Here is a 24,146-nt window from a genome sequence, read left to right on the forward strand (position 1 = left end):
TATATACAAATGTTTTAACATTAGATGTTAATAATGTATTTGTATATGTTTTCAATTCTTATTTTTGTCTTTTGATTATTTTTTCTTTTTATATGTTCAATATAGTTGTTATTAATACTATTTTTACTAATAACTAAAATGTTTGGTATTCCTATTAGCTCTATATTAGAAAACATTACTCCTATATTTTCTATTTTATTATAAAATAAAACATCTATTTTCTGTTTATTTAAAAAATTATAAATATTTTCAGATAATATTTTAACTTTTATATATGTATCTATATTTATAGGTAAAATCGCAATCTTGAATGGTGCTATATTCTTATTCCATATAATTCCTTTAACATCATTATTTTGTTCTATTAAAGAAGCAATAATTCTATTTATTCCTATTCCATAACATCCCATATGTAGTAGTTTTTTTGTTCCATTTTTATTTTGAAAATACGATTGAAATATTTGTGAATATTTTTTTCCTATTTTAAATATATGCCCTATTTCTATATTATTTTTATTATTTGTTTTTTCTGTTTCTATATGATATTTATTTTTTTTTTCTTTTTTAGAAAAACATATTTTGTTTGCTTCACATTCATTTAGAGCTTGAAATTCATGAGATATATCTCCTCCTATAGCACCATTATTAGCTTCTACAATTTTAAATTTTAATTTTAAACGATTAAATATTTTAATGTATGTTTCATACATCAATTTATAAGTTGATATTAATGATTTATTATTTGCATGAAAAGAATAACAATCTTTCATTTTAAATTCTTTAGATCTTATAACTCCAAATCTTGGTCTAATTTCATCTCTAAATTTATTAGTTATTTGATATAATATTATAGGTAGTTCTTTGTAAGATTTTATTTCATTTTTTATTAATGTAGTAATTACTTCTTCATGAGTAGGACCTAAAACAAATTTTTTATTTTTTCTATCATTAAATTTCATTAGTTCTAATCCATAAATATCCCATCTTTTACTTTTATTCCATAGTTTAGCAGGTTGAATTGTTGGCATTTGTATTTCTAAAGCACCTATATTATCTAATTCTTTACGTATAATATTTTCTATTTTTTTTATTATTTTTAATCCTGTAGGTAACCATGTATATATCCCAGAAGATAACTTTCTTATTATTCCTGCTCTTAACATTAAATTATTACTCTTTATATCTTTAGATAAAGATGATTTTTTCAAAGTAGATAATAGATAATTTGTTATTTTCATTTTATTGAATTCCTTATTATATAAAAATTTTTATTATTATTAAAATATTTGTTTTATTTTTTAATTATTAATTTTTTGGATGTGCTATTTATTTATTATATTTGATACATTTTATATGTTAAATTTGTTAAAAATATTAATTTAAAAAACATAAAAAATTATTTTGATTTACATATATTTTGTTGTTTTTATTCCTAGTAACATTAAACCTTTTTTTATAGTTTTTGCTGTTATAAAAATTAAATTTATTCTACTATGTTTAATTTTATTATTATTACTTGATATAATTGAATACTTTTCATAAAAATTAGAGAACATTGTTGATAGATCATATATATATTTACATAGAATGTGAGGAGTTCCGTTTGTTATTACTTGGTAAATAGTTTCTTCAAATTGAACTAACTTAACTGCTAGCAACATTTCATTTTCGTTGTTTATTTCTATAACTCCATTTAAAATACTTTTTTTAACCTTAGCTTTTTGAAATATTGATAGTATTCTTAAATATGAATATTGAATATATGGCGCAGTATTTCCATGAAGTTTTAACATTTTATCCCAATTAAATACATAATCAGTTTTTCTATTTTTTGATAAATCAAAATATTTTAAAGAACCTATTCCTATAATTTTTGCTGCTCTATTTTTATTTATTTCAGATATATTTTTATTCTTTACTTCAACTATTTTTTTTGCTTTTTTTATTGATTTGTTGATTAATTTTATTAATTTAATTGTATTTCCTTCACGAGTTTTAAATGGTTTTTTTTCTTTATTTAAAATCATTCCAAACATATGGTGTTCTAACATGCAATCTTCATTAATGTAACCTGCTTTTTTACTAATCATCCACACTTGTTTTAAATGTTGATTTTGTCTACTGTCAACGTAATACAATATACGGTTTGCTTTTAAAATTTGACATCTATATTTTATGCATGCTATATCTATGGCTGAATATAAAAAAGCTCCATCTTTTCTTTGTATTGTAACACCCATAGGATTTCCTTTTTTATTTTTAAATTCTGTTAGATATACTATTTTTTTTCCATTTTTATTTTTTAAAATTTTTTGTTCTTCTAAATCTTCAATAACTTCATTTAATATATTTTTATAACTGCTTTCTCCCATTAAATCATTGTTATTTAATGTGACGTTTAATTTTTTATAAATTTTATTGTTTTCTTCTATGGTGATTTTTTTAATTTTATTCCATAAAAATATACATTTTTTATTATTAGATTGCAGTTTTACCAAATATTTATTCGATTTTTTCATAAATTTGTTATCTGAATCATATTTTTTTTTAGCTTTACTATAAATTTGATTCAATTTATTTAAACTAATTTTTTGTATTTCTTTGTTGTCTTTTTTTTCTTTGATATATGCAATTATCATTCCAAATTGAGTGCCCCAATCTCCTATATGATTAGTTTTTATTACTTTATGGCCTGTAAATTTAATAATTCTGAACATTGCATCTCCAATTATAGTTGATCTTAAATGTCCTACATGCATTTCTTTTGCTATATTTGGAGATGAATAATCTAAAATAATTTTTTTTTTGTTTTTTGTTTCTTTAATGTTCATCCTGAATGACTTTATAGATTTTTTTATTTCTTTTATTAAAAAACTTTTTTTAATAAAAATATTAATAAATCCTGGTTTTTGTATTATTACTTTTTCTGATATATTTTGTATATTCATATTAGATATTATTTTTTTTGCAAAATGTATAGGATTTTTTCCTATATTTTTTGCTATTTTAATAATCCCATTAATTTGATAATGACCTATATTTTTTTTTATTTTATTAGAAATATTTAGGTTATAATCTTTTATTAAATATTTATTTTTTATTAAAGATTTTTTAATTTCGTTTGAAATTTTTTTGTAAAGATTCATTTTAAATATAACTCTTTTAAATTTTTAAGTAATAATATCTATATTTCAAATATGTTTAAGTTATAGTTTATATCATATTTTACAAATCAGTTTTTGTTTTTTTAAAACTATATTTAATTTATGCTAATTTAAAATTTATAGAATTTTTTTTAAATAAATTTTCATATTTCTTGACTTTATATAAAAAGAGTGTATTATAACAAATTGTACTAACAAAAACAAAAATGCTCTTTAACAATATATCAGATAATTTGAGTGGACACCTTGTAGATCAGGTCAATAAAATTTTGAAATACAATTTTCTTAAAGGTTAATATTCTTTAAGTAATATTTTTAAAAATTGAAGAGTTTGATCATGGCTCAGATTGAACGCTGGCGGCAAGCCTAACACATGCAAGTCGAGCGGCAACAGAAAAAAAGAGTTTACTCTTTTTTTGCTGGCGAGCGGCAAACGGGTGAGTAATATCTGGGGATCTGCCTATTAGTGGGGAATAACTACTAGAAATGGTAGCTAATACCGCATGATGTTGAAAAACCAAAGTAGGGGATTTATAGTTTTTTATAAACCTTACGCTTATAGATGAACCCAGACGAGATTAGCTTGTTGGTAAGGTAAAAGCTTACCAAGGCAACGATCTCTAGCTGTTCTGAGAGGATGATCAGCCACACTGGAACTGAGACACGGTCCAGACTCCTACGGGAGGCAGCAGTGGGGAATATTGCACAATGGGCGAAAGCCTGATGCAGCTATGCCGCGTGTATGAAGAAGGCCTTAGGGTTGTAAAGTACTTTCAATAGGGAGGAAAAATTTAAAACTAATAATTTTGAGTCTTGACGTTACCTATAGAAGAAGCACCGGCTAACTCCGTGCCAGCAGCCGCGGTAATACGGAGGGTGCTAGCGTTAATCAGAATTACTGGGCGTAAAGAGCTCGTAGGCGGTTAGTTAAGTCAGATGTGAAATCCCTGAGCTTAACTTAGGAACAGCATTTGAAACTAACTAACTAGAGTATCGTAGAGGGAGGTAGAATTCTAGGTGTAGCGGTGAAATGCGTAGATATCTGGAGGAATACCTGTGGCGAAAGCGGCCTCCTGGACGAATACTGACGCTGAGGTGCGAAAGCATGGGGAGCAAACAGGATTAGATACCCTGGTAGTCCATGCCGTAAACGATGTCGACTTGGAGGTTGTTCCCTTAGAGGAAGGGCTTCCGAAGCTAACGCGTTAAGTCGACCGCCTGGGGAGTACGGCCGCAAGGCTAAAACTCAAATGAATTGACGGGGGCCCGCACAAGCGGTGGAGCATGTGGTTTAATTCGATGCAACGCGAAGAACCTTACCTGGTCTTGACATCCATAGAATTATGTAGAAATATGTAAGTGCCTTAGGGAACTATGAGACAGGTGCTGCATGGCTGTCGTCAGCTCGTGTTGTGAAATGTTGGGTTAAGTCCCGCAACGAGCGCAACCCTTATTCTTTGTTGCCATCAGGTTAAGCTGGGAACTCAGAGAAGACCGCCGGTTATAAACCGGAGGAAGGTGGGGACGACGTCAAGTCATCATGGCCCTTACGACCAGGGCTACACACGTGCTACAATGGCGTATACAAAGAGAAGCAAATCTGCGAAGACAAGCAAACCTCATAAAGTACGTCGTAGTCCGGACTGGAGTCTGCAACTCGACTCCACGAAGTAGGAATCGCTAGTAATCGTGGATCAGAATGCCGCGGTGAATACGTTCCCGGGCCTTGTACACACCGCCCGTCACACCATGGGAGTGGGTTGCAAAAGAAGCAGGTTTGTTCAACCTGATAAATCTAAAATTTAAAAGGAGAACGCTTACCACTTTGTGATTCATGACTGGGGTGAAGTCGTAACAAGGTAACCGTAGGGGAACCTGCGGTTGGATCACCTCCTTATTTAAATAAATAACCTTTTCTTTCAAGGTGTCCACGCAAGTTATCTGAATGTTTTAGAGTAAAAATTATTACATAGGCTTGTAGCTCAGTTGGTTAGAGCACACCCCTGATAAGGGTGAGGTCGGTGGTTCAAATCCACTCAGGCCTAGTAGTCTTTTAATTTTTGGGGCTATAGCTCAGCTGGGAGAGCGCCTGCCTTGCACGCAGGAGGTCAGCGGTTCGAAGCCGCTTAGCTCCAAGTTTTTATTTAAATTTATCTTTTTTATATCTTAAATATTTAAAAATATAAAATTCAGTTAAATTTGTTTCCTTGTAATTTTTTAAAATCTTTTTAAGCCTTAAAAAGATATTTATTTTTTTTTCAATTTTTAAACTAACAGGTAAAGTAGGGATATTTCTTTTAGTTTTGTTTTTTATTTTTTGATAATAGAAATTTATATTTTTATCCTTTGGAAATATTTCTTTTGCAAATTTTAAATTATTTAAAGTATATTCATGAGAACAAAATATTAATGTATTTTTAGGCATTAAACTTATTAGAGTCAAAGAATTAAACATTTCCTTATATAAATTGTTAGAAACATTTCCACACCCTCCAGAAAATAAAGTATCTCCACAAAATAAAAAAGGTTTACAATAATATGACACATGACCTGCAGTATGACCAGGAGTTAAAATAATACTAAATTTATTATCTAGTAAATTAATTGTTTTTTCATTTGTTAAAATTTTGTTTATATTACAGTCTTTAGCTTCTTTTGGTCCATAAACATCAATAAATGGAAATTTGATTAATATAGAATCCACTCCTCTATTATGATCATAATGACAATGTGTTATTAATATTGCAACAGGTTTTAATTTCATTTTTTTTATCTTTTTAATTGTTTCTTTTGCACTTCCTGGATCTATAATAATACACTCATAATTAATATAATTATATAATATCCATATATAGTTATCTTTTAAAGATTTTACATAAGTAAACTTTAAATTATTATTTTTTATTTGTAACATAAATTAAATTTGTAATAAAAGATGTTATTTAATTTTATTATATCCTATATCATTTAAAGTTGGTAGTTTTGCTGATTTTTTTGCTATTACATCACATTTTTCATTATATAGATTACCTTTATGAGATTTTAACAAAAACCATTTGATTTTATGTAATTGAATTAAAAAATACAATTTTTTCCATAAATCGATATTTTTTATCATTTTATTATTTTTTTTCCATTTTTTATTTTTCCAATCATATATCCATTTTAAAATTCCTTTGTATAAATAATTACTATCTGTATAAAAATCAATATTACATTTTTCTTTAATAGCTTTTAATGCCAATATAGCAGCCATTAATTCCATCCTATTGTTAGTTGTTAAAAAAAACCCAGATGTTATTATTTTTTTGTATTTTTTATATTTTAAAATAGCTGTACATCCTCCTGGGCCCGGATTACCCAAACAAGATCCATCGCTATAAATTTGAATTTTTTTCATATATAATCTCTATTATTATATTTCAATTATTTTATGCTTAATAAACATGAAAAAAAAAATAATCGTCAAATTGTACTTGATACTGAAACTACAGGAATAAATAAAAAAGGTAAACCTTATTTGAATCATCGTATTATAGAAATAGGTGCAGTAGAAATTCTAAATAGAAAATTAACTAATAACAAATTTCATGTATATATAAAACCTGATAGAAAAATAGATGATTCTGCTTTTAAAATTCATGGCATATCAAATAAATTTTTACTTAATAAGCCTAGTTTTCGTGATATATATAAAGAATTTTTAAAATATATTAATGGATCTGATTTAATTATACATAATGCACCTTTTGATATTGGTTTTCTAAACAATGAATTTAGAATGTTAAAAAAAGAAATTAACAAAATTGAGAATCTTTGTAATATTATAGATAGTTTAACTATAGCAAGAAAAATTTTCCCTGGAAAAAAAAATAGTCTTGATGCTTTATGTAATCGTTATAATCTAATTAATATTGATAGAAATATTCATAGTGCGATTATTGATGCTGAAATTTTAGCAGAAATATACTTAATTATGACAAGCAGACAAAATATAATTAATTTTGAATATTGTAATGATAAAAAAAATATAAAAAATACAAAAAATTTTTTAAATAAAAAATTAATTTCTTTTAAAGTGATAAAAGCAAATTTGGAAGAAAGTATTTTGCATAAAGAATATTTAAATTTAATTTTTAAAAATAATAAAATTTGTTTATGGAAAAAAAATTAAATTAATTTTTTTTTTAAACTACATTGACTATTTTATAAATCAATGTAAAATGAAATATCTTAATATATAAAGGTGCGGTAGTTCAGCTGGTTAGAATATCGGCCTGTCACGCCGAGGGTCACGGGTTCGAGCCCCGTCCGCACCGATAAAGTTTTTATAAAAATTAATTTTGTTTTTTTCTTACTTTCCTATCTTGTAATTAACTTTAAGATTTTAAATATCTTTAAATAAGAAAAATTATTCTTATAATTATTTTTTAATTAAATTTTTTAACTTTTTATATTTCAAATATCTTTGATACAAAGGATAAACATCTAGTATGTATTATGATAAAATCATTACTTATGAACTAAATAATTCCTTAAATATTTTAAGTGATTTTTTAAAAAATAAGAAGCAAATTGAAAATATAGAAAAAGCTGCAATTTTAATAGCTAATACTTTTAAAAAAGGCGGTAAAGTAATATCTTGTGGTAATGGAGGTTCTCATTGTGATGCTATGCATTTTGCCGAAGAACTAACTGGAAAATATAGAAAATATAGAAAAGGATATCCTGCTATATCTATTTCAGATTCAGGTTATATATGTTGTATAGGAAATGATTTTGGATATGAGTATATATTTTCTCGTTATATAGAATCCTTAGGTTATGCTAAAGATGTTTTATTATGTCTTTCAACATCAGGAAACTCTAATAATATTATTAATGCTATAAATACTGCTAAGAAAAATCAAATAAAAGTTATATCTCTAATTGGTAACGATGGAGGTAAAATTAAAGGAAAATCAGATATTGAGATTTGTGTTCCTTATTTTGGTTATGCTGATAGAATTCAAGAAATGCATATTAAAATTATTCATATAATAATATTTATTATAGAAAAAGAAATGAAAAAATAAAATATTATTTCTTAAATTAATTTTTTAATAAAAAATAAATAATTATATTTTTATTATAAAAAATAATAACATATTTTTTGTTTAGTCATCTTTAAAAAAGTATAGGTTTTATTATGAGTAACAAATATGTTGTAACTTGGGATATGATTCAAATATATTCAAGACAACTTGCAAATAAATTACTATCAGTCAAAAAATGGAAAGGAATAATTGCTGTAAGTAGAGGTGGTTTAGTACCTTCAGCCCTTCTTGCAAGAGAATTAAGTATTAGATGTATAGATACTTTATGTATATCAAGTTACGAGTATAACACACTAAAAAATCTCAAAATTATAAAAAAAGCAGAAAAAGATGGTAATAATATTATTATTGTAGATGATCTAGTAGATACAGGAGGTACTGCTCAAATTATAAGAAAATTATATCCTAAAGCATATTTTGTAACAATATTTGCTAAACCTATTAGTCGTTCATTAGTTGATGATTATATTATTGACGTACCTCAAAAAACATGGATAGAACAACCTTGGGATATGGGTTTTTCTTATTTTCCTCCTATTGTACATGAAAAATATAAATAGTAATTTTTTAATTTATTTGTATAAAATTTTTAATTGGTAAATAGCTAGAGGTTAATTTTACATGCAAAATAAAAATCATAAAACATATAATAAAATACAAGAATTAAACAAAAAAAAAATATATTTGTCTAATTTAAAACAACAATTATTTGTTATAGAAAATAAATTTAATAAAATAGTTGTAGATGCAGAAAAAAATATTTTTAATATAAAAAATAGATTACAAAAGGATGTAGAAAAAGTTTATAAATTTTCTATAGAAAAAGAAGTAAAATGTTTATTGCCTATAATTGATAGTTTAGAAAGCGCTTTAGAAATAGAAAAAAAATCAAAAGATAAGTCAAATAAATTAATTTTAAAAATTAAAAATATATTAAATTATTTGATTAATATATTAAATGAATTTAATGTTACAGTAATCTCAGATAATAACATACTTTTCAATCCAGAAATACATCAAGCTGTTTCTGTTCAATATAATAAAGATCTAAAAAATAATTCTATTATTATGATTATGCAAAATGGTTATAAGTTGAATGATAGGTTGTTACGTCCTGCAATGGTAATTGTATCTAAAAAAAATCATTAATAGAAAATATTTAAATTAATAAAAAGTCAATTAAAAAATATATATCTTAAAAAAATCATTAATTTAAATAATGATTTAATTTAAGTTTTTTAATAAAAATATTTTATATATAAAATATGAAAAATCATAAAACAAAAAAAGTTTTTAATAAGCGCGCTGTATATGACTATTTTATAGAAAAAAAAATTGAATCGGGTATGGTATTACATGGATGGGAAATTAAATCTATAAGATCAGGAAAAATAAACATTAATAATAGTTATATTTTTATTAATAAAAATGAAGTTTTTTTGATAGGATCAGTTATAGATCCTTTATCATATATAAATGATTATAAATCATGTAATACTAAAAGAAATAGAAAATTGCTTTTGAATAAAAAAGAGATAAATTTTTTACGCGGATATACTAATAGATCAGGATATACATTAATCTCAACTTCATGTTACTGGAAAAAGTCTTTTTATAAACTTCAAATTGGATTAGCTAAAAGTAAACAAAAAAAAGATAAAAGAGAACAAGAGAAAAAACATGAATGGGATTTAAATAAAAGAAGATTAATGAAAAATAAAATTTATTGATTGTATTCAAAAATATAGGAAAAATTTAAATTTGGATAATAAAGTTATAGATAAGTTTTGGATGAAAGAAGCTTTAAAATTAGCTAAAATAGCTTATTTAAGCAATGAAGTTCCAGTAGGATCTGTATTAGTTAATTCAAATAATATTATGATAGGTCAAGGATATAACACTTCTATAAATAAAAATGATCCTACAGCTCATGCTGAAATATTAGCAATTCGTGATGGTTCTTTCAACTTGCAAAATTATAGGTTATTAAACACTACATTATATGTTACATTAGAACCATGCATAATGTGCATAGGTGCAATTATAAATAGTAGAATAAAAAGATTAGTTTTTAGCCTTAAACATTTTAAAAATAATAAATTTTCTAATAATGTTTCTACAAATTTACATAGATTAATAAATAAAAATAATATTTTAGTAGAAACAGGAATCCTAAAAAAAGATTCTTTATATTTGTTAAGTAGTTTTTTTAAAACAAAGAGAAAAAATTAATTCTCTATTATAACTATTGCATGCGCATATTTTACTTCATCAGATATACTTAAATGTATTTTTTTTATTCCTATATTTTTTGTAAAAAATACTCCTTTATTTATAAAGCGTATATTAGGTTTACCTAAATAATCATTATATATTTCTAAATTATTAAAATATAATCCATTTCTAAATCCAGTACCAAGTGCTTTTACTAAAGCTTCTTTTGCTACGAATCTTTTTGCCAAAAATTTAATATAATCTTTACTAATTAAATATTTTTTTAATTCATATTTAGATAGTATTTTTTTTGCTAATTTATCTTTTAATTTTGAAATAGAATTTTTTATTCTTTTTATTTCAATAATATCTGTTCCTATACCTACTATGCTCATATTATAATATTTTCTCTTATTTAATTTTTTCTATTAAATATTTTATTTGTTTAATAGCTTTTTCTAAACCGACTATTAAAGCTCTGCTAATTATCGAATGACCAATATTAATAACTGATATATAAGGTATTTCAATTATTTTAGATATATTAAAATAATCTAATCCATGTCCTGCATGAACATTTACTTTATTAGCATTAGCAAAACTAGATACATCTATAATTTTGTTTATTTCTTTTGATTTTGTTTTACTTGTTTTACAATTAGAATATTTACCTGTATTAATTTCAATATTAGAACATCCAATCGATATAGCTTGTTTTATTTGATCCATACATGGATCAATAAAAACTGATGTTTGTATTCCATTAGATTCTAATTTGATAATATGTTCTTTAATTTTTTTACTTTCTTTTATTAAGTTAACTCCTTTTTCTGTTGTTAATTCTTGTCTTTTCTCTGGAACTAAACAGCAAAATTCAGGTTGAATATAGTAAGCAATATCTATCATAGATTTAGATGTAGATATTTCTAAATTCATAGATGTTTGAATTGTTTGTTTTAATATTTTAATATCTCTTTCTTTAATATGTCTTCTATCCTCACGTAAATGCACAGTTATTAAATCTGCTCCTGATTGTTCTGCAATATAAGCGGCGTGTACTGGATCTGGATATAATGTGTGTCTAGCATTTCTAATAGTTGCTATATGATCAATATTTACACCTAGTTTTTTTTTATTTTTCATAAAATTAACTCCATTTTTTTATCTATTTTAAAAATTATATTATTGTGGATCATTTTTTACCCATAACTTCAAATTTACTTTATTTTTTAAAATTTTTTCTATACTAATTCTAGAACTAATACTACATATTTTAATTTTATTTCCCTTATGACCTAAAATAATTTTTTTATGTCTATATTTTTTAATTAGTATTATTGCTTGAATTTCATAAATATTATTTTTATTTTTTTTAAAACTATCTATTATTACCTTAATAAAATAAGGTATTTCTTCCCCTAAGTTTCTAAATAATTTTTCTCTTATAATTTCAGTACAAATAAAAATTTTATTATTATTAGTTATATATTTTTTGTTAAATATATGTTCAGATTGAGGAATTAAATTTTTTATTATTTTTTTTAAAACTAAAATATTATTTTCTTTTTTTGCTGATATTGGTATAATTTCTTTAAAATTAGTTTTATTTTTAATAATAAAAATTTTTTTTAATAAAATATTTTTATTAGGTAATTTATCAATTTTATTAATAATTAATATTATAGGTACATTTTTATATTTTTTTAAAATTAATTTTAAAAAAAAATCATTTTCTTTGTTCCAAAACAAATTGTCTACAACAAACAAAATTAAATTAAAAGTAAATTTAATTTTGTTTGTTGAATTATTTAGCGAATTTTTTATTCCAGGATTATCTATGTATATTATTTGGTAATTCTTATCTGTTTTTACTCCTATTATTTTTTTTTCTGTTGTGTGCTTTTTTTTTGATGTAATAGATATTTTTTTTTCTATTAATTTATTAAAAATAGTTGATTTACCTACATTAGTAGCACCTAATATTGTAACACAACCACAATAATTTTTTTTTAAATTCATTCTATTCCTAATTTGATAAGTGCATTTTGAGCAGCTTTTTGCTCTGCTTTTCTTCTACTAGAACCTATTCCTATTAAATCTTCTGAAAAATTGCTTATTTCACAATTTATTGTAAATTTTTGTTCATGAGCTTCACCGCATATTTCTATAATTATATAAGAAGGTAATGGTAAATGTTTTGATTGTAAAAATTCTTGTAATCTAGTTTTTGGATCTTTTTGTTTATCACCTGGGCTTATATTATTTAGTCTAGATTCATACCATTTTAATATTAATTTTTCTACTTTTTTTATGTTACTGTCTAAAAATATTCCACCTATTAATGCTTCCACTGCATTTGCTAGTATAGATTCTCTTCTATATCCTCCGCTTTTTAATTCTCCAGGACCTAATCTTAAATATTTTCCCAAAGTAAACTCACCTGCTATTTCTGAGAGAGTATTACCTCTGACTAATGTAGCTCTCATTCTACTCATATCTCCTTCATTGATATAAGGGAAACGATGATACAAAGCTGCAGCAATAACAAAACTTAAAATAGAATCTCCTAAGAATTCTAACCTTTCATTATGATTATTACTAGCACTTCTGTGAGTTAATGCTCTATGTAATAATTCTTCATGATGAAAATCATATCCTAGTATTTTTTGTAATCTGTTAGTTAAGATTAATTTCATAAAATACCAATTTTAAAATAAAAAAATAAATTACATTTTATAAATGTAAACAATGGAATATAAAAATTATTTTAATATTTTTATTCTACTTAAATTTATATTATAAAAAAATAATTTTTTTTCTTGCTTAGTTATATTAATCCATATTAAAAATGCTTTTCCTACTAAATTTTTTTCCGGAATAAAACCCCAATATCTACTATCATAACTGTTATCACGATTATCACCTAATACAAAGTATTTATTTTTAGGTACTACCCATATATTATTTGATTTTATATTTTTATTTAAATTGTTTTTGTAATTAAAATCATTTATTTTTTTATTTAATAAAATATCATATGATTTATTATTTATATTTTCCTTTTTAGTATATAAAACACATGAATTATATAATTTATCTTTATTTGTAAAATTTTCTTTAATTTTACTACAAAAATTATTATCTTTAATATATTTACTGTATTTTTTTTTAGAATATTTAACAAATGTTTCATTATTAATTTTATTTGAGTATATATTGATTGTTTTATTTATTTCACTATATTCAATTATATCTCCAGGAACTCCTATTATTCTTTTAATAAAATATAAATTTTGATTTTTTGGATATTTAAATACAACAATATCTCCTCTTTTTAGATTTTCTTTGTAATTTGTTTTATTACTGTTTATATGATTTTGAATAAAATAATTTAATTTATTAACAAGTATAAAATCTCCAGTAATTAGATTTGGCATCATAGAATTTGAAGAAATATAAAATGATTCAATAAAAAAATATCTAATTATAAAAAATAATATAAAAGGTACAAACAAAGATGATATATAATTAATGATTTTTAAATGTTTTTTTTTATTTTTTTTTTATTAGTTATGTTTTTTTTTATAAAAAAACATAACCCTGTTATAATTAAAATTATTAATAATATATAGTTAATTTTTTTTTCTGTGATGTTCATATTTAATTTTATTTATATTTACCTAAAATTGTTAAAAATACTTCTTGTGGAATTTGAATATTTCCTATTTTTTTCATTTTCTTTTTACCATATTTTTGTTTTTGTATTAGTTTTTTCTTTCTACTTATATCTCCTCCATAACATTTTGCTATTACATTTTTACGTAATTGTTTTATAGTTTCTCTTGCTATTATATTATTTTCTATAGAAGCTTGAATAATGATATTAAATTGATGCCTAGGAATTATATTTTTTATATTTTCTACTATTTTTTTAGCTTTTTTAATTGCATTACTTTTATGAATTATTATAGATAAAGCATCTATTCTATCAGAATTAATTAAAATGTCTAAACGAACTACATTAGATTTTTTAAATTTTAAGAAATTATATTTTAATGAAGCGTATCCGCTAGAAATTGATTTTAGAGAGTCAAAAAAATTTAATATAACTTCTGACATAGGAATTTCATAAATTAATTCTACTTGATCGTTATGATATATCATATTTTTTTGTATCCCTCTTCTATCTACACATAAAGATATAATATTTCCCACATATTTTATTGGAGATAAAATATTGCATTTAGCTATAGGTTCTTTAATAGCTTTAATTAAATTTTTTTTTGGTAATTTAATTGGATTATCAATAATAATTGAATTATTATCATTTAATTCAATTTCATAATTTACTGTAGGTGTTGTAGAAATTAAATCTAGGTTGTATTCTCTTTCTAATCTTTCTTTAACAATTTCCATATGTAATAAACCTAAAAAACCACATCTAAAACCAAAACCTAAAGCAATAGAATTTTCTGGTTCATATAATAAAGAAGAATCATTTAAACTTAGTTTATTTAGAGAATTTCTAAAATGTTCATAATAATTTGAATCATTCGGAAATAATCCTGCATATATTTGTGGTTTTATAACTTTAAATCCTGGCAATGGTAATTCAGCTGAATTTTTTTTTGTAGTTATTGTATCTCCTATAGGAGCTCCTAAAATATTTTTAATTCCACAAACAATCCACCCTACAGAACCACAACTTAATTTGCTTTTTTCTTGTTTTTTAGGTGTAAAAGTTCCTAACTTTTCTACAGTAAAGCTTTGGTTTGTGCTCATAATTTTAATTTTATCTCCTAATTTAATTTTTCCTTCTTTTATTCTTATTAATGATATCACTCCTAAGTATTTATCAAACCAAGAATCTAAAATTAAAGCTTGTAATCTATTTAAAGAACTTCCTTTAGGATAAGGTATTTCTTCTATTATTTTTTCTAATAAATCTGTAATACCATAACCTGTTTTTGCAGAACATCTAGTAACATTTAATGTTTTTATTCCTATAATCTGCTCAATTTCTTTTAATACTTTTTTTGGGTTTGATGTAGGTAAATCAATTTTATTTAAAACAGGAATAACTTTTAAGTTCATTTCAAGAGCAATATTACAATTAGCTAATGTTTGAGCTTCTACTCCTTGTGTTGAATCGATTATTAAAATAGCTCCTTCGCATGCTGATAGAGAACGTGATACTTCATATGAAAAATCAACATGCCCTGGAGTATCTATTAAATTTAACTTAAATATTTTACTTTTTTTACTTTTATATTTTAAACTTACGCTTTGTGCTTTAATCGTAATTCCTCTTTCTTTTTCTATATCCATAGAATCTAATATTTGATCTGACATTTCTCTTTTTGTTAATCCTTTGCAAAATTGTATAAAACGATCAGCTATAGTAGATTTTCCGTGGTCTATATGAGCTATTATTGAAAAGTTTCTTATGTTTTTCATGTGATTTTCTTTTATATATTTAATATCTTTATTATAAATTATATTTAATATATAAAAAATATTTTTAATTTATATATTTTATAATATAATTGTTTATATAAAAATATAATTTTCTTTTCAAATTAAAACTATTAAAATGATAATATAATAATGAATAATAAAAAATATATAAATAAAGTTATAGTAGGAATCTCTGGAGGTGTAGATTCTGCTGTTTCTGCTTGGTTATTAAAAAAGCAAAATTATCAAGTAGAAGGATTATTTATGAAAAACTGGGAAGAAGATGATGAAAATAAACAATGTAATTCATATCAGGATTTAAATGATGCAAAATCTATTTGTAAAAGTATAGGAATAAAGTTACATAAAATAAATTTTTCTTCAGAATATTGGGATTATGTTTTTAAAAATTTTATTTATGAATACAAAAAAGGAAGAACCCCTAATCCTGATATTTTATGTAATAAAAAGATTAAATTTAAGTTTTTTTTAGATTTTGCGATTAAAGAACTTAAAGCTGATTATATAGCAACAGGACATTACGTAATTAAAAAAAAAATTAATAAAGAAACATTTTTATGTAAAGGTTTTGATTATACAAAAGATCAAAGTTATTTTTTACATTGTTTGAATCAAAATCAATTAAGTAAAAGTTTGTTTCCTTTAGGTAGATTTAAAAAAAAATATGTAAGAGAAATAGCTAAAAATATAGGATTATCAGTAGCTAACAAAAAAGATTCAACAGGAATATGTTTTATAGGACCTAAAAATATAAATATATTTTTAAAAAAATACATTAGTTCTGAATCTGGTAATATAGTTAATACAAATAATAAAATTATAGGAAAGCATTCTGGTTTAATACATTATACTATAGGTCAAAGGAAAGGTTTAAAAATAGGAGGTATAAAAAATAATTTAATTAATAAACCATGGTATGTAATAAAAAAAGATATTTTAAAAAATATTTTAGTAGTTGATCAAGGAAATTATAGTAAAAATTTGATGTCTATTGGATTAATTGCCAATCAATTAAATTGGATTAATAAAGATACTTTAACATTTCCGATTCATTGTAACGCAAAAACTAGATATAGACAGTATGATGTTTTTTGTAAAGTTCATAAAATTTCAAGATTTTATATAAAAGTAATTTTTAACAAACCTGTTTGTGCAGTAACTCCAGGACAATATGTAGTCTTTTATATTAAAAATATTTGTTTGGGAGGAGGGGTTATAGATAAAAACATACCTGTCATAAAAGATGATACAAGTAATTTAATTGACTAATATTTTTATAGAAATAATGATTAATTGAATTTTTGTTTAAACAATTTATAAAATTTATATTTTTAAAACTTAATAAAAGGTAATTAATTAAAATTATGTCATATTTAAATGTTATTTCTCCTATAGATGGAAGATATAATAGTACTACAATTAGATTAAGAAAAATTTTTAGTGAATATGAATTTATTAAAATTAGAGTTAAAATAGAATTATATTGGATTATTAAACTATCTGAAAATAAATTGATAAAAGAAATTGATCATTTTGACTCAAAAACTATAAAAATATTAAATCGTATATATAAAAATTTTAATTTAAATGATGCAAAAAGAATAAAAGAAATAGAAAAAATTACTAGACATGATGTAAAATCAATAGAATATTTTTTGAAAGAGAAATTTTCTAATCATGTTAAGTTAAATAAAATTAAAGAATTCATTCATTTTGCTTGCACTTCAGAAGATATTAATAATATTGCTTATGCATTAATGATAAAAAAAACTAAGGAAACTATAATAATACCTTTTTGGAAAGAAATAATAAAACATCTTAAATCAATTGCTTTAAAATATTCTAATATATCTATGTTATCTAGAACTCATGGTCAGCCAGCTACCCCTTCTACTATAGGTAAAGAATTTATAAATTTTATTTATAGAATGAACCATCAATTAAATATTTTAAGTAAAATTAAGATCTTAGGTAAAATAAATGGATCAGTAGGTAATTATAATGCTCATTATATTGCTTATCCTAAAATAAATTGGATTAAAATTAGTGAAGAGTTTATTAAATCTCTAGGAATTTATAATAACTTTTGTACAACTCAAATAGAACCTCATGATTATATAGCTGAATTATTTGATTGTATATCTAGATTTAATACAGTTCTTATTAATATAAATAGAGATATATGGGGTTATATTTCTTTAAATTATTTTAAACAAAAAATTTTAAATTCTCTTGAGATAGGATCATCTGTCATGCCTCATAAAGTTAATCCTATTAATTTTGAAAATTCTGAAGGAAATTTGGGTTTATCTAATGCTTTAATGAAACATATGACAGAAAAATTACCAATTTCAAGATGGCAAAGAGATTTGAGCGATTCTACTGTCATGAGAAATATTGGAGTTGCATTTAGTTACTCTGTTATAGCTTATGATTCATTTATAAATGGTATAAATAAAATAGATATAAATATAGAAAAAATAAAAAGTGATTTAGATAGTCAATGGATTTTATTAGCAGAACCTATTCAAACTATTATGCGTAAATATAATATTTTAAATTCATATGAAAAATTAAAAAAATTAACTAGAGGCAAAGAGATTACACAGGAAAATATAATAAAATTTATTGATTCTTTATCTATACCTGAAAAAGAAAAGAAAATATTAAGATTATTATCTCCTTCTAAATATATAGGAAAGTCTAAAGAAATTGTAAATAAATTTTTATAGTTATTAAATGTAGTTTTTATATTTTTATTTTAAAAATATAAAATTATTGCAAAGATAATATATTTTATTTTTTAAAATAAATTATAGTTATATATGAAAAAAGTATTATAAATTATTTTTTTGGGAAATTTATGAAATTGTTATCAGGTAAAAAAATTTTAATTACAGGTATAACTAATAAGATGTCTATAGCATATGGTATAGCTAAAACTATGCATGAACATGATGCTATTTTGTCATTTACTTATCAAAATATTAAAATAAAAAATAAAATAAAAAAACTTACAAAAGAATTTAAATCAACTTTGTTAATTAATTGTGATGTTACTAGTGATACTAGTATAAAAAAATTATTCTTAACTCTTAGTAAAAAATGGAATACATTTGACTGTATTGTACACTCTATAGCTTATTCTCCTAATTATCAGTTATACGGTAGTTATATTGATTCTATAAATAGAAATGATTTTCAAACTGTTCATGATATAACTTCATATAGTTTTGTAGCTCTAGCAAAATATGGAATAAATTATTTAAATTCCGGGTCATCATTAATAACTATTTCTTATTTAGGCTCACAACGAGCTATTCAAAATTATAATATAATGGGAGTTGCAAAAGCTTCGTTAGAATCTAATGTTAGGTATATGTCTAAAGATTTAGGTCCAATGAATATAAGAGTTAATGCTATATCTTCTGGTCCTATTAAAACAATTTCATCTTCATGTATCAAAAATTTTCGTAGAGTATTTTCAGATAATGCTTCTAATTCTCCTCTCCGTAAGAACGTTACTATAAAAGATATAGGTAATGTTGCTGTTTTTTTATCTTCTAATTTATCCAGCTCTATTACAGGACAAATAATTTATGTAGATGGAGGATTTAGCATAATATAGATATTATTTTTAATATTAATAATTTAATAAATTAACATTAAAAATAATTATCTGTATTTTATTTAAACTAAATTCAGGAAATAATAAATGTTTCAAAATAATGATGTACTTATAGAATTAAAAAAAAAATTAAATTCTAGGCTACCTCGTGTAGAAGGTATTGTTAAGAGCAATGAAAAAGGTTTTGGTTTTCTAGAAATAGATCATAAAAAGAGTTATTTTATTCCTCCCGGAAAAATGAATAAAATTATGCATGGAGATAAAATTATTGCTAAATTAGATTATGTTAATAACAGAGAAGTAGCAATACCTGAAAAATTAATTGAACCTATTTTAACTCGTTTTATAGGTCAAGTTAAGAAAAAAGAAAAAAAAATATTTATCATTCCTGATTATCCATTTTTTAAAAAATTTATACCTTGCTCAATAGAAGACGGGATAAATCATAAGTTAAAAGACTATGATTGGGTAGTTGCACACTTAATTCACCATAAATTAAATAATTATTGTGATTTTTATGCTAAAATAACTGAGTTTATTATTAGTAACAATGACTATTTAGTCCCTTGGTTTGTTACTTTATCTAAATATAATCTTCAAAAGTATGAACCTAAGATAAAAATTAAAAAAAATTTAATAGATGAAAATTGCTATAGAAAAGATTTAACTAGTTTAGATTTTATTACAATAGATAATTTTAATACTCAAGATATAGATGATGCTCTATTTGCAAAAAAAGTTTCTGAAGATATTATTTGTTTAACAGTGGCTATAGCTGATCCTACATCATATTTTAATTCTGGTAGTGAAATTGATTTAATTGCTATGGATCGAAGCTTTACAAATTATTTACCTGGTTTTAATATTCCTATGTTACCCAGATATTTATCTGAAGATTTATGCTCTTTAAAACCTAAGGTACGTAGACCAGTTATTGCCTGCGAAATTTATATTCAATCAAATGGAAATATAATTAAAGACAAAACAAAATTTTTTTTAGCATGGATTAAATCTAAGTTAAAATTGTCTTATGAAATTGTTGCAAATTATATAACAAATAAATCTAATACTTACATAAATAGTAATATTATAAATCAAATTGAACTATTAAATATAGTCTGTAATAGACGTTTAAAATGGAGAAAAAAATATGCTTTAGTTTTTCAAAATAATCCTGAATATTATTTTCAAATAGGAGAAAAATATGAAGTTAAAAATATTATTATAGAACATAGAAATATAGCTCACCAAATAGTTGAAGAAGCAATGATTGCCGCTAATATATGTGCAGCACATATTTTATCAAATAAATTAAAATTTGGAATATATAATACTCATATTGGTTTTGATTCACTAAATGCTGAAAATGTAATAAAAATTTTAGATAAATATTCTATTAAATACGAAAAAGGTGATTTTTCAAAATCTTTAATTACTACATTAAAAGGTTTTAAGATTTTAAGAAATGTTTTAGATAAAATATCTAATAAATATATAAACAATAAAATCAAAAAATTACAATCGTTTGTTGAAATAAGCTTAACACCCAAACCTCATTTTGCTTTGGGATTAGAATCCTATGCAACATGGACATCTCCAATTCGTAAATATACAGATATAATAAATCACAGATTAATAAAATCTATAATAAATAAAGAAAAAATTAATAAACCAAAAAAAAATATTTTATTAAAAATAATTGATTCTAAAAGAAAAAATAGATTATCTGAAAGAGATGTTACAGACTGGTTATATACAATTTTTCTTCAAAAAATAAGATTTGATAAAGAAATTTTTATTGCAGAAATTGTTGATATATATAGAGGAGGTGTAAGAGTTAGGTTATTAAAATTTGGTGCATATGCTTTTATACCAGCACCTTTTATTCATAAAATAAGAAATGAATTAATTTGTAATAAAGAAGATGGTACTGTTAAAATAAATAATATTTTGATTTATAGTATAGGAGATGAGATAAAAGTTAAAATAATAGAGATAAAAACAAATACTCGTAGTGTTATAGTTAAACCTATATAATAAATTTTATGGTAATCTATTTATAATTTTATGTCATCAAACAAAAATAATTTATAAAAAATAAATTTTTAATAAGAACATTTTATTTTATTTTTTTGGTTTTTTACTTTTCGTAAAAATAAATTTTACATTTTATTCTATATTTATAAATATAGGAGTTAAATATGGATCTATCAGCTTTTAATTTTTCTGAATATTTTAAATTCTTTATAGGATTATTCGTTTTAGTTAATCCTATAGGTATTATGCCTATATTCATTAGTATGACTAGCCGACAAAAATCTAAAGATAGAAATAAAACTAATCTAATAGCAAATTTGTCATCAGCTATTATTATGTTTATATCTTTATTATTTGGTAATTTCATATTAAATATTTTTGGTATTTCTATTAATTCTTTTCGTATTTCAGGAGGTATTTTAGTATCAATTGTAGCTATGTCAATGATTACAGGTAAAATTAATAAAAAAGATAAAAATACTAAAAATTTAGAAGATATTTCTGTAATACCTCTAGCTATGCCTTTAATTTCAGGTCCTGGAGTAATTAGTTCTATAATAATTTTTAGTACACATCATTATAACATATTGGGTTTATTATTTAGTAGTTTTATAATAGTATTATTTTCTGTTTTATGTTTTTTATTTTTTTTGCTGGCTCCTAGTATAGTAAAAATTTTAGGTAAAACTGGAATTAATATCTTAACTAGAATTATGGGATTATTATTAATGTCTTTAAGTATTGAATTTATTATCAATGGAATTAAGTCATCTTTTACTTTATTATAAAATAAATCTTTTATAAATCTATATAGGATATTTTATTGAAAAATAAAATTGTGATTGTTAGAGATTGGAAATTAAGTTATTGGAGTTTACTTTCTGATTCAATGTACATTTTCACTAAAAAAAGAAATTCTAAAACTTTTGACGAAATATGGTTAGCTGAACATTATCCTGTTTTTACTATAGGAAAATCTGGAAATAAAAATGATATTTTTCATAAAAGTTCAATTCCTATTATGTATAGTAATAGAGGAGGTAAAGTAACTTATCATGGACCAGGTCAATTGTTGGTATATTTTTTATTTAATTTAAAACGTCTAAATATATCTATCAAGCAATTAGTTTATTTAATTGAATTATCAATTATAAAAACATTAGACTATTTTAATATAAAATCAAAAATCAAAAATAATCATCCTGGTGTTTTTGTAAATGAATATAAAATATGTTTTTTAGGTTTAAAAATTATACAAGGTTGTTCGTTACATGGTATATCATTAAATATAAATATGGACTTAAAACCTTTTAGCTATATAATTCCATGCGGAAATAAAAACATCAGAGTAACTCAAATGACTAATTTTATATCTCCAATAAATAATTTATTAATAAAAAAAATTTTATTACGTAAAATATGTAAACTATTTTTATTTAATAAAATTATATTTAGTTCGCCTAATCTATACTAAAATATCTCAACTTTAAAAAATTTATTAATTAATTTTTATTTTAATAAAACAAAAATAATATATGAAACATAATTTAAAATTTAAATATATAAAAAAAAATCTTATTTCTAATAATAATATTAATTATTCTTATAAAAAATCATTAAGTAAACCTAGTTGGATTAAAATAAAATTACCATCAGATTTTAGTACAATGCATAAAATAGAAAAATATATGAAAGAATATAATATTAATTCTGTTTGCAAAGAAGCTTTATGTCCTAATATCACAGAATGTTTTAATAATGGTACTGCTACTTTTATGATATTAGGTAAATTGTGTACTAGAATTTGTACTTTTTGTGCTGTAAAACATGGAAAACCATTACTACCTAATCATAAAGAACCTGATAATATAGCTAATATAGTTAATTTAATGAATTTAAAATATGTTGTTATTACTTCTGTGACAAGAGACGATCTTAAAGATAGAGGAGTTAATCAGTTTACTAAATGTATTAAAAAGATTAGAAATTTAAAAAAAAATATTAAAATAGAAATCTTAGTTCCAGATTTTCATGGTTGTGTAAATTATGCAATAGAAGTCATTAGACAAGAACCGCCAGATGTTTTTAATCATAATTTAGAAAATGTACCTCGTCTTTATAAGCAAATAAGACCACATGCAAATTATAAAAATTCACTAAATTTATTAAAAAAATTTAAAAAATTTAATCCACATGTCATTACAAAATCTGGTTTAATGTTGGGTCTAGGAGAAACATTAGATGAAATTATTAATGTGATGTATGATTTAAGATCTCATGGTGTTTCTATGATTACTCTAGGTCAATATTTACAACCTAGTAAATTTCATTTGCCTGTATACAGATATTTGTTACCTGAAGAATTTAATCTATTATATAATAAAGCTAAATCTCTCGGATTTACTAATGCTTTTTGTGGTCCTTTTGTTAGATCTTCATATAATGCAGATTTACAACATAAAAATTAATTAAATAAATTATTTATGCTATATCTATTTTATTTATATATCATAATATAAAGAGGTTATT

23 protein-coding genes, 3 tRNA genes and 1 rRNA gene are annotated in these 24,146 nt (G+C 22.8%); 17 read left to right on the forward strand and 10 right to left on the reverse strand.

Annotated elements, in window-relative coordinates; translation table 11 throughout:
• Window positions 1-20: 20 nt before the first annotated feature.
• Window positions 21-1,238 carry a proline--tRNA ligase gene (gene proS / locus AB4W60_RS01130; RefSeq protein ID WP_367676293.1) on the reverse strand — a complete coding sequence of 406 codons (1,218 nt, stop codon included), beginning with the start codon at window positions 1,236-1,238 and terminating at the stop codon, window positions 21-23.
• Between the two features lie 168 nt (window positions 1,239-1,406).
• A complete protein-coding gene (gene argS, locus AB4W60_RS01135) occupies window positions 1,407-3,146 on the reverse strand; it encodes an arginine--tRNA ligase (RefSeq protein WP_367676294.1) in 1,740 nt (579 codons plus the stop codon).
• 337 nt (window positions 3,147-3,483) lie between these two features.
• Here argS and AB4W60_RS01140 point away from each other — a divergent pair.
• The 3 genes from AB4W60_RS01140 (at window position 3,484) to AB4W60_RS01150 (ending at window position 5,299) form a co-directional block, all read left to right on the forward strand.
• Window positions 3,484-5,061 (forward strand): 16S ribosomal RNA (locus AB4W60_RS01140).
• Between the two features lie 74 nt (window positions 5,062-5,135).
• Window positions 5,136-5,209: transfer RNA gene (locus tag AB4W60_RS01145), tRNA-Ile, on the forward strand.
• Window positions 5,210-5,226: 17 nt separating this feature from the next.
• Window positions 5,227-5,299 (forward strand) — tRNA-Ala (locus tag AB4W60_RS01150).
• Between the two features lie 5 nt (window positions 5,300-5,304).
• Here the strand turns inward: AB4W60_RS01150 and gloB are convergent.
• Window positions 5,305-6,078 (reverse strand): hydroxyacylglutathione hydrolase, encoded by a 774-nt coding sequence (gloB, locus tag AB4W60_RS01155; RefSeq protein WP_367676295.1) that lies wholly within the window; start codon window positions 6,076-6,078, stop codon window positions 5,305-5,307.
• Between the two features lie 24 nt (window positions 6,079-6,102).
• Entirely contained in the window at window positions 6,103-6,564 is a 462-nt protein-coding gene (rnhA, locus tag AB4W60_RS01160; protein ID WP_367676296.1) for a ribonuclease HI, read from the reverse strand.
• A 33-nt stretch (window positions 6,565-6,597) separates the two neighbouring features.
• Here rnhA and dnaQ point away from each other — a divergent pair, with 33 nt between their 5' ends.
• The 7 genes from dnaQ to tadA all read left to right on the forward strand — a co-directional run bounded on the left by dnaQ (window position 6,598) and on the right by tadA (window position 10,492).
• A complete protein-coding gene (dnaQ, locus tag AB4W60_RS01165) occupies window positions 6,598-7,338 on the forward strand; it encodes a DNA polymerase III subunit epsilon (RefSeq protein WP_367676297.1) in 741 nt (246 codons plus the stop codon).
• 71 nt (window positions 7,339-7,409) lie between these two features.
• Window positions 7,410-7,483: transfer RNA gene (locus AB4W60_RS01170), tRNA-Asp, on the forward strand.
• A gap of 174 nt (window positions 7,484-7,657) precedes the next feature.
• Window positions 7,658-8,239, forward strand: coding sequence for a D-sedoheptulose 7-phosphate isomerase (gene lpcA, locus AB4W60_RS01175; protein ID WP_367676298.1), 582 nt, complete (start codon window positions 7,658-7,660; stop codon window positions 8,237-8,239).
• A gap of 113 nt (window positions 8,240-8,352) precedes the next feature.
• A complete protein-coding gene (gene gpt, locus AB4W60_RS01180; protein WP_343188842.1) occupies window positions 8,353-8,820 on the forward strand; it encodes a xanthine phosphoribosyltransferase in 468 nt (155 codons plus the stop codon).
• A 61-nt stretch (window positions 8,821-8,881) separates the two neighbouring features.
• Window positions 8,882-9,409 (forward strand): nucleotide exchange factor GrpE, encoded by a 528-nt coding sequence (grpE, locus tag AB4W60_RS01185; RefSeq protein WP_367676299.1) that lies wholly within the window; start codon window positions 8,882-8,884, stop codon window positions 9,407-9,409.
• Window positions 9,410-9,525: 116 nt separating this feature from the next.
• Window positions 9,526-9,990, forward strand: a complete 465-nt coding sequence (smpB, locus tag AB4W60_RS01190; protein WP_367676300.1) for an SsrA-binding protein SmpB — start codon at window positions 9,526-9,528, stop codon at window positions 9,988-9,990.
• Window positions 9,991-10,021: 31 nt separating this feature from the next.
• Window positions 10,022-10,492, forward strand: a complete 471-nt coding sequence (gene tadA / locus AB4W60_RS01195; RefSeq protein WP_367676301.1) for a tRNA adenosine(34) deaminase TadA — start codon at window positions 10,022-10,024, stop codon at window positions 10,490-10,492.
• Here tadA and acpS read toward each other — a convergent pair.
• From acpS to lepA, 6 genes are all read right to left on the reverse strand, one after another.
• A complete protein-coding gene (gene acpS, locus AB4W60_RS01200) occupies window positions 10,489-10,869 on the reverse strand; it encodes a holo-ACP synthase (RefSeq protein ID WP_343188846.1) in 381 nt (126 codons plus the stop codon). The genes tadA and acpS overlap by 4 nt on opposite strands.
• A gap of 16 nt (window positions 10,870-10,885) precedes the next feature.
• Window positions 10,886-11,617, reverse strand: a complete 732-nt coding sequence (locus AB4W60_RS01205) for a pyridoxine 5'-phosphate synthase (RefSeq protein WP_367676302.1) — start codon at window positions 11,615-11,617, stop codon at window positions 10,886-10,888.
• A gap of 39 nt (window positions 11,618-11,656) precedes the next feature.
• On the reverse strand, window positions 11,657-12,493 hold the full coding sequence (gene era / locus AB4W60_RS01210; RefSeq protein ID WP_367676303.1) for a GTPase Era: 837 nt from the start codon (window positions 12,491-12,493) through the stop codon (window positions 11,657-11,659).
• Complete coding sequence (rnc, locus tag AB4W60_RS01215) at window positions 12,490-13,170, reverse strand: ribonuclease III (RefSeq protein WP_343183286.1); 681 nt, start codon at window positions 13,168-13,170, stop codon at window positions 12,490-12,492. The genes era and rnc overlap by 4 nt, the downstream gene beginning before the upstream one ends.
• 66 nt (window positions 13,171-13,236) lie before the next feature.
• Window positions 13,237-14,010 carry a signal peptidase I gene (gene lepB, locus AB4W60_RS01220; RefSeq protein ID WP_367676322.1) on the reverse strand — a complete coding sequence of 258 codons (774 nt, stop codon included), beginning with the start codon at window positions 14,008-14,010 and terminating at the stop codon, window positions 13,237-13,239.
• Between the two features lie 130 nt (window positions 14,011-14,140).
• The gene (gene lepA / locus AB4W60_RS01225; protein WP_367676304.1) at window positions 14,141-15,931 is read right to left on the reverse strand and encodes a translation elongation factor 4; all 1,791 of its coding nucleotides are present in this window, start codon (window positions 15,929-15,931) and stop codon (window positions 14,141-14,143) included.
• A gap of 150 nt (window positions 15,932-16,081) precedes the next feature.
• Between lepA and mnmA the strand changes: the two genes are divergently transcribed.
• From mnmA to lipA, 7 genes are all read left to right on the forward strand, one after another.
• The gene (gene mnmA, locus AB4W60_RS01230) at window positions 16,082-17,221 is read left to right on the forward strand and encodes a tRNA 2-thiouridine(34) synthase MnmA (protein ID WP_343188850.1); all 1,140 of its coding nucleotides are present in this window, start codon (window positions 16,082-16,084) and stop codon (window positions 17,219-17,221) included.
• A gap of 95 nt (window positions 17,222-17,316) precedes the next feature.
• Entirely contained in the window at window positions 17,317-18,684 is a 1,368-nt protein-coding gene (purB, locus tag AB4W60_RS01235) for an adenylosuccinate lyase (protein WP_367676305.1), read from the forward strand.
• Between the two features lie 131 nt (window positions 18,685-18,815).
• Entirely contained in the window at window positions 18,816-19,580 is a 765-nt protein-coding gene (locus AB4W60_RS01240) for an enoyl-ACP reductase (protein WP_367676306.1), read from the forward strand.
• 87 nt (window positions 19,581-19,667) lie between these two features.
• Window positions 19,668-21,617 carry an exoribonuclease II gene (locus AB4W60_RS01245; RefSeq protein WP_367676307.1) on the forward strand — a complete coding sequence of 650 codons (1,950 nt, stop codon included), beginning with the start codon at window positions 19,668-19,670 and terminating at the stop codon, window positions 21,615-21,617.
• A 164-nt stretch (window positions 21,618-21,781) separates the two neighbouring features.
• Window positions 21,782-22,405, forward strand: coding sequence for a YchE family NAAT transporter (locus tag AB4W60_RS01250; RefSeq protein WP_367676308.1), 624 nt, complete (start codon window positions 21,782-21,784; stop codon window positions 22,403-22,405).
• Window positions 22,406-22,440: 35 nt separating this feature from the next.
• The gene (gene lipB, locus AB4W60_RS01255; RefSeq protein ID WP_367676309.1) at window positions 22,441-23,091 is read left to right on the forward strand and encodes a lipoyl(octanoyl) transferase LipB; all 651 of its coding nucleotides are present in this window, start codon (window positions 22,441-22,443) and stop codon (window positions 23,089-23,091) included.
• Between the two features lie 61 nt (window positions 23,092-23,152).
• Entirely contained in the window at window positions 23,153-24,085 is a 933-nt protein-coding gene (lipA, locus tag AB4W60_RS01260) for a lipoyl synthase (protein WP_343188856.1), read from the forward strand.
• Window positions 24,086-24,146 lie beyond the last annotated feature (61 nt).

The sequence above is a fragment of the Buchnera aphidicola (Neophyllaphis podocarpi) genome, from assembly GCF_964059055.1.
Taxonomy (GTDB): Bacteria; Pseudomonadota; Gammaproteobacteria; order Enterobacterales; family Enterobacteriaceae; genus Buchnera_M; species Buchnera_M aphidicola_A.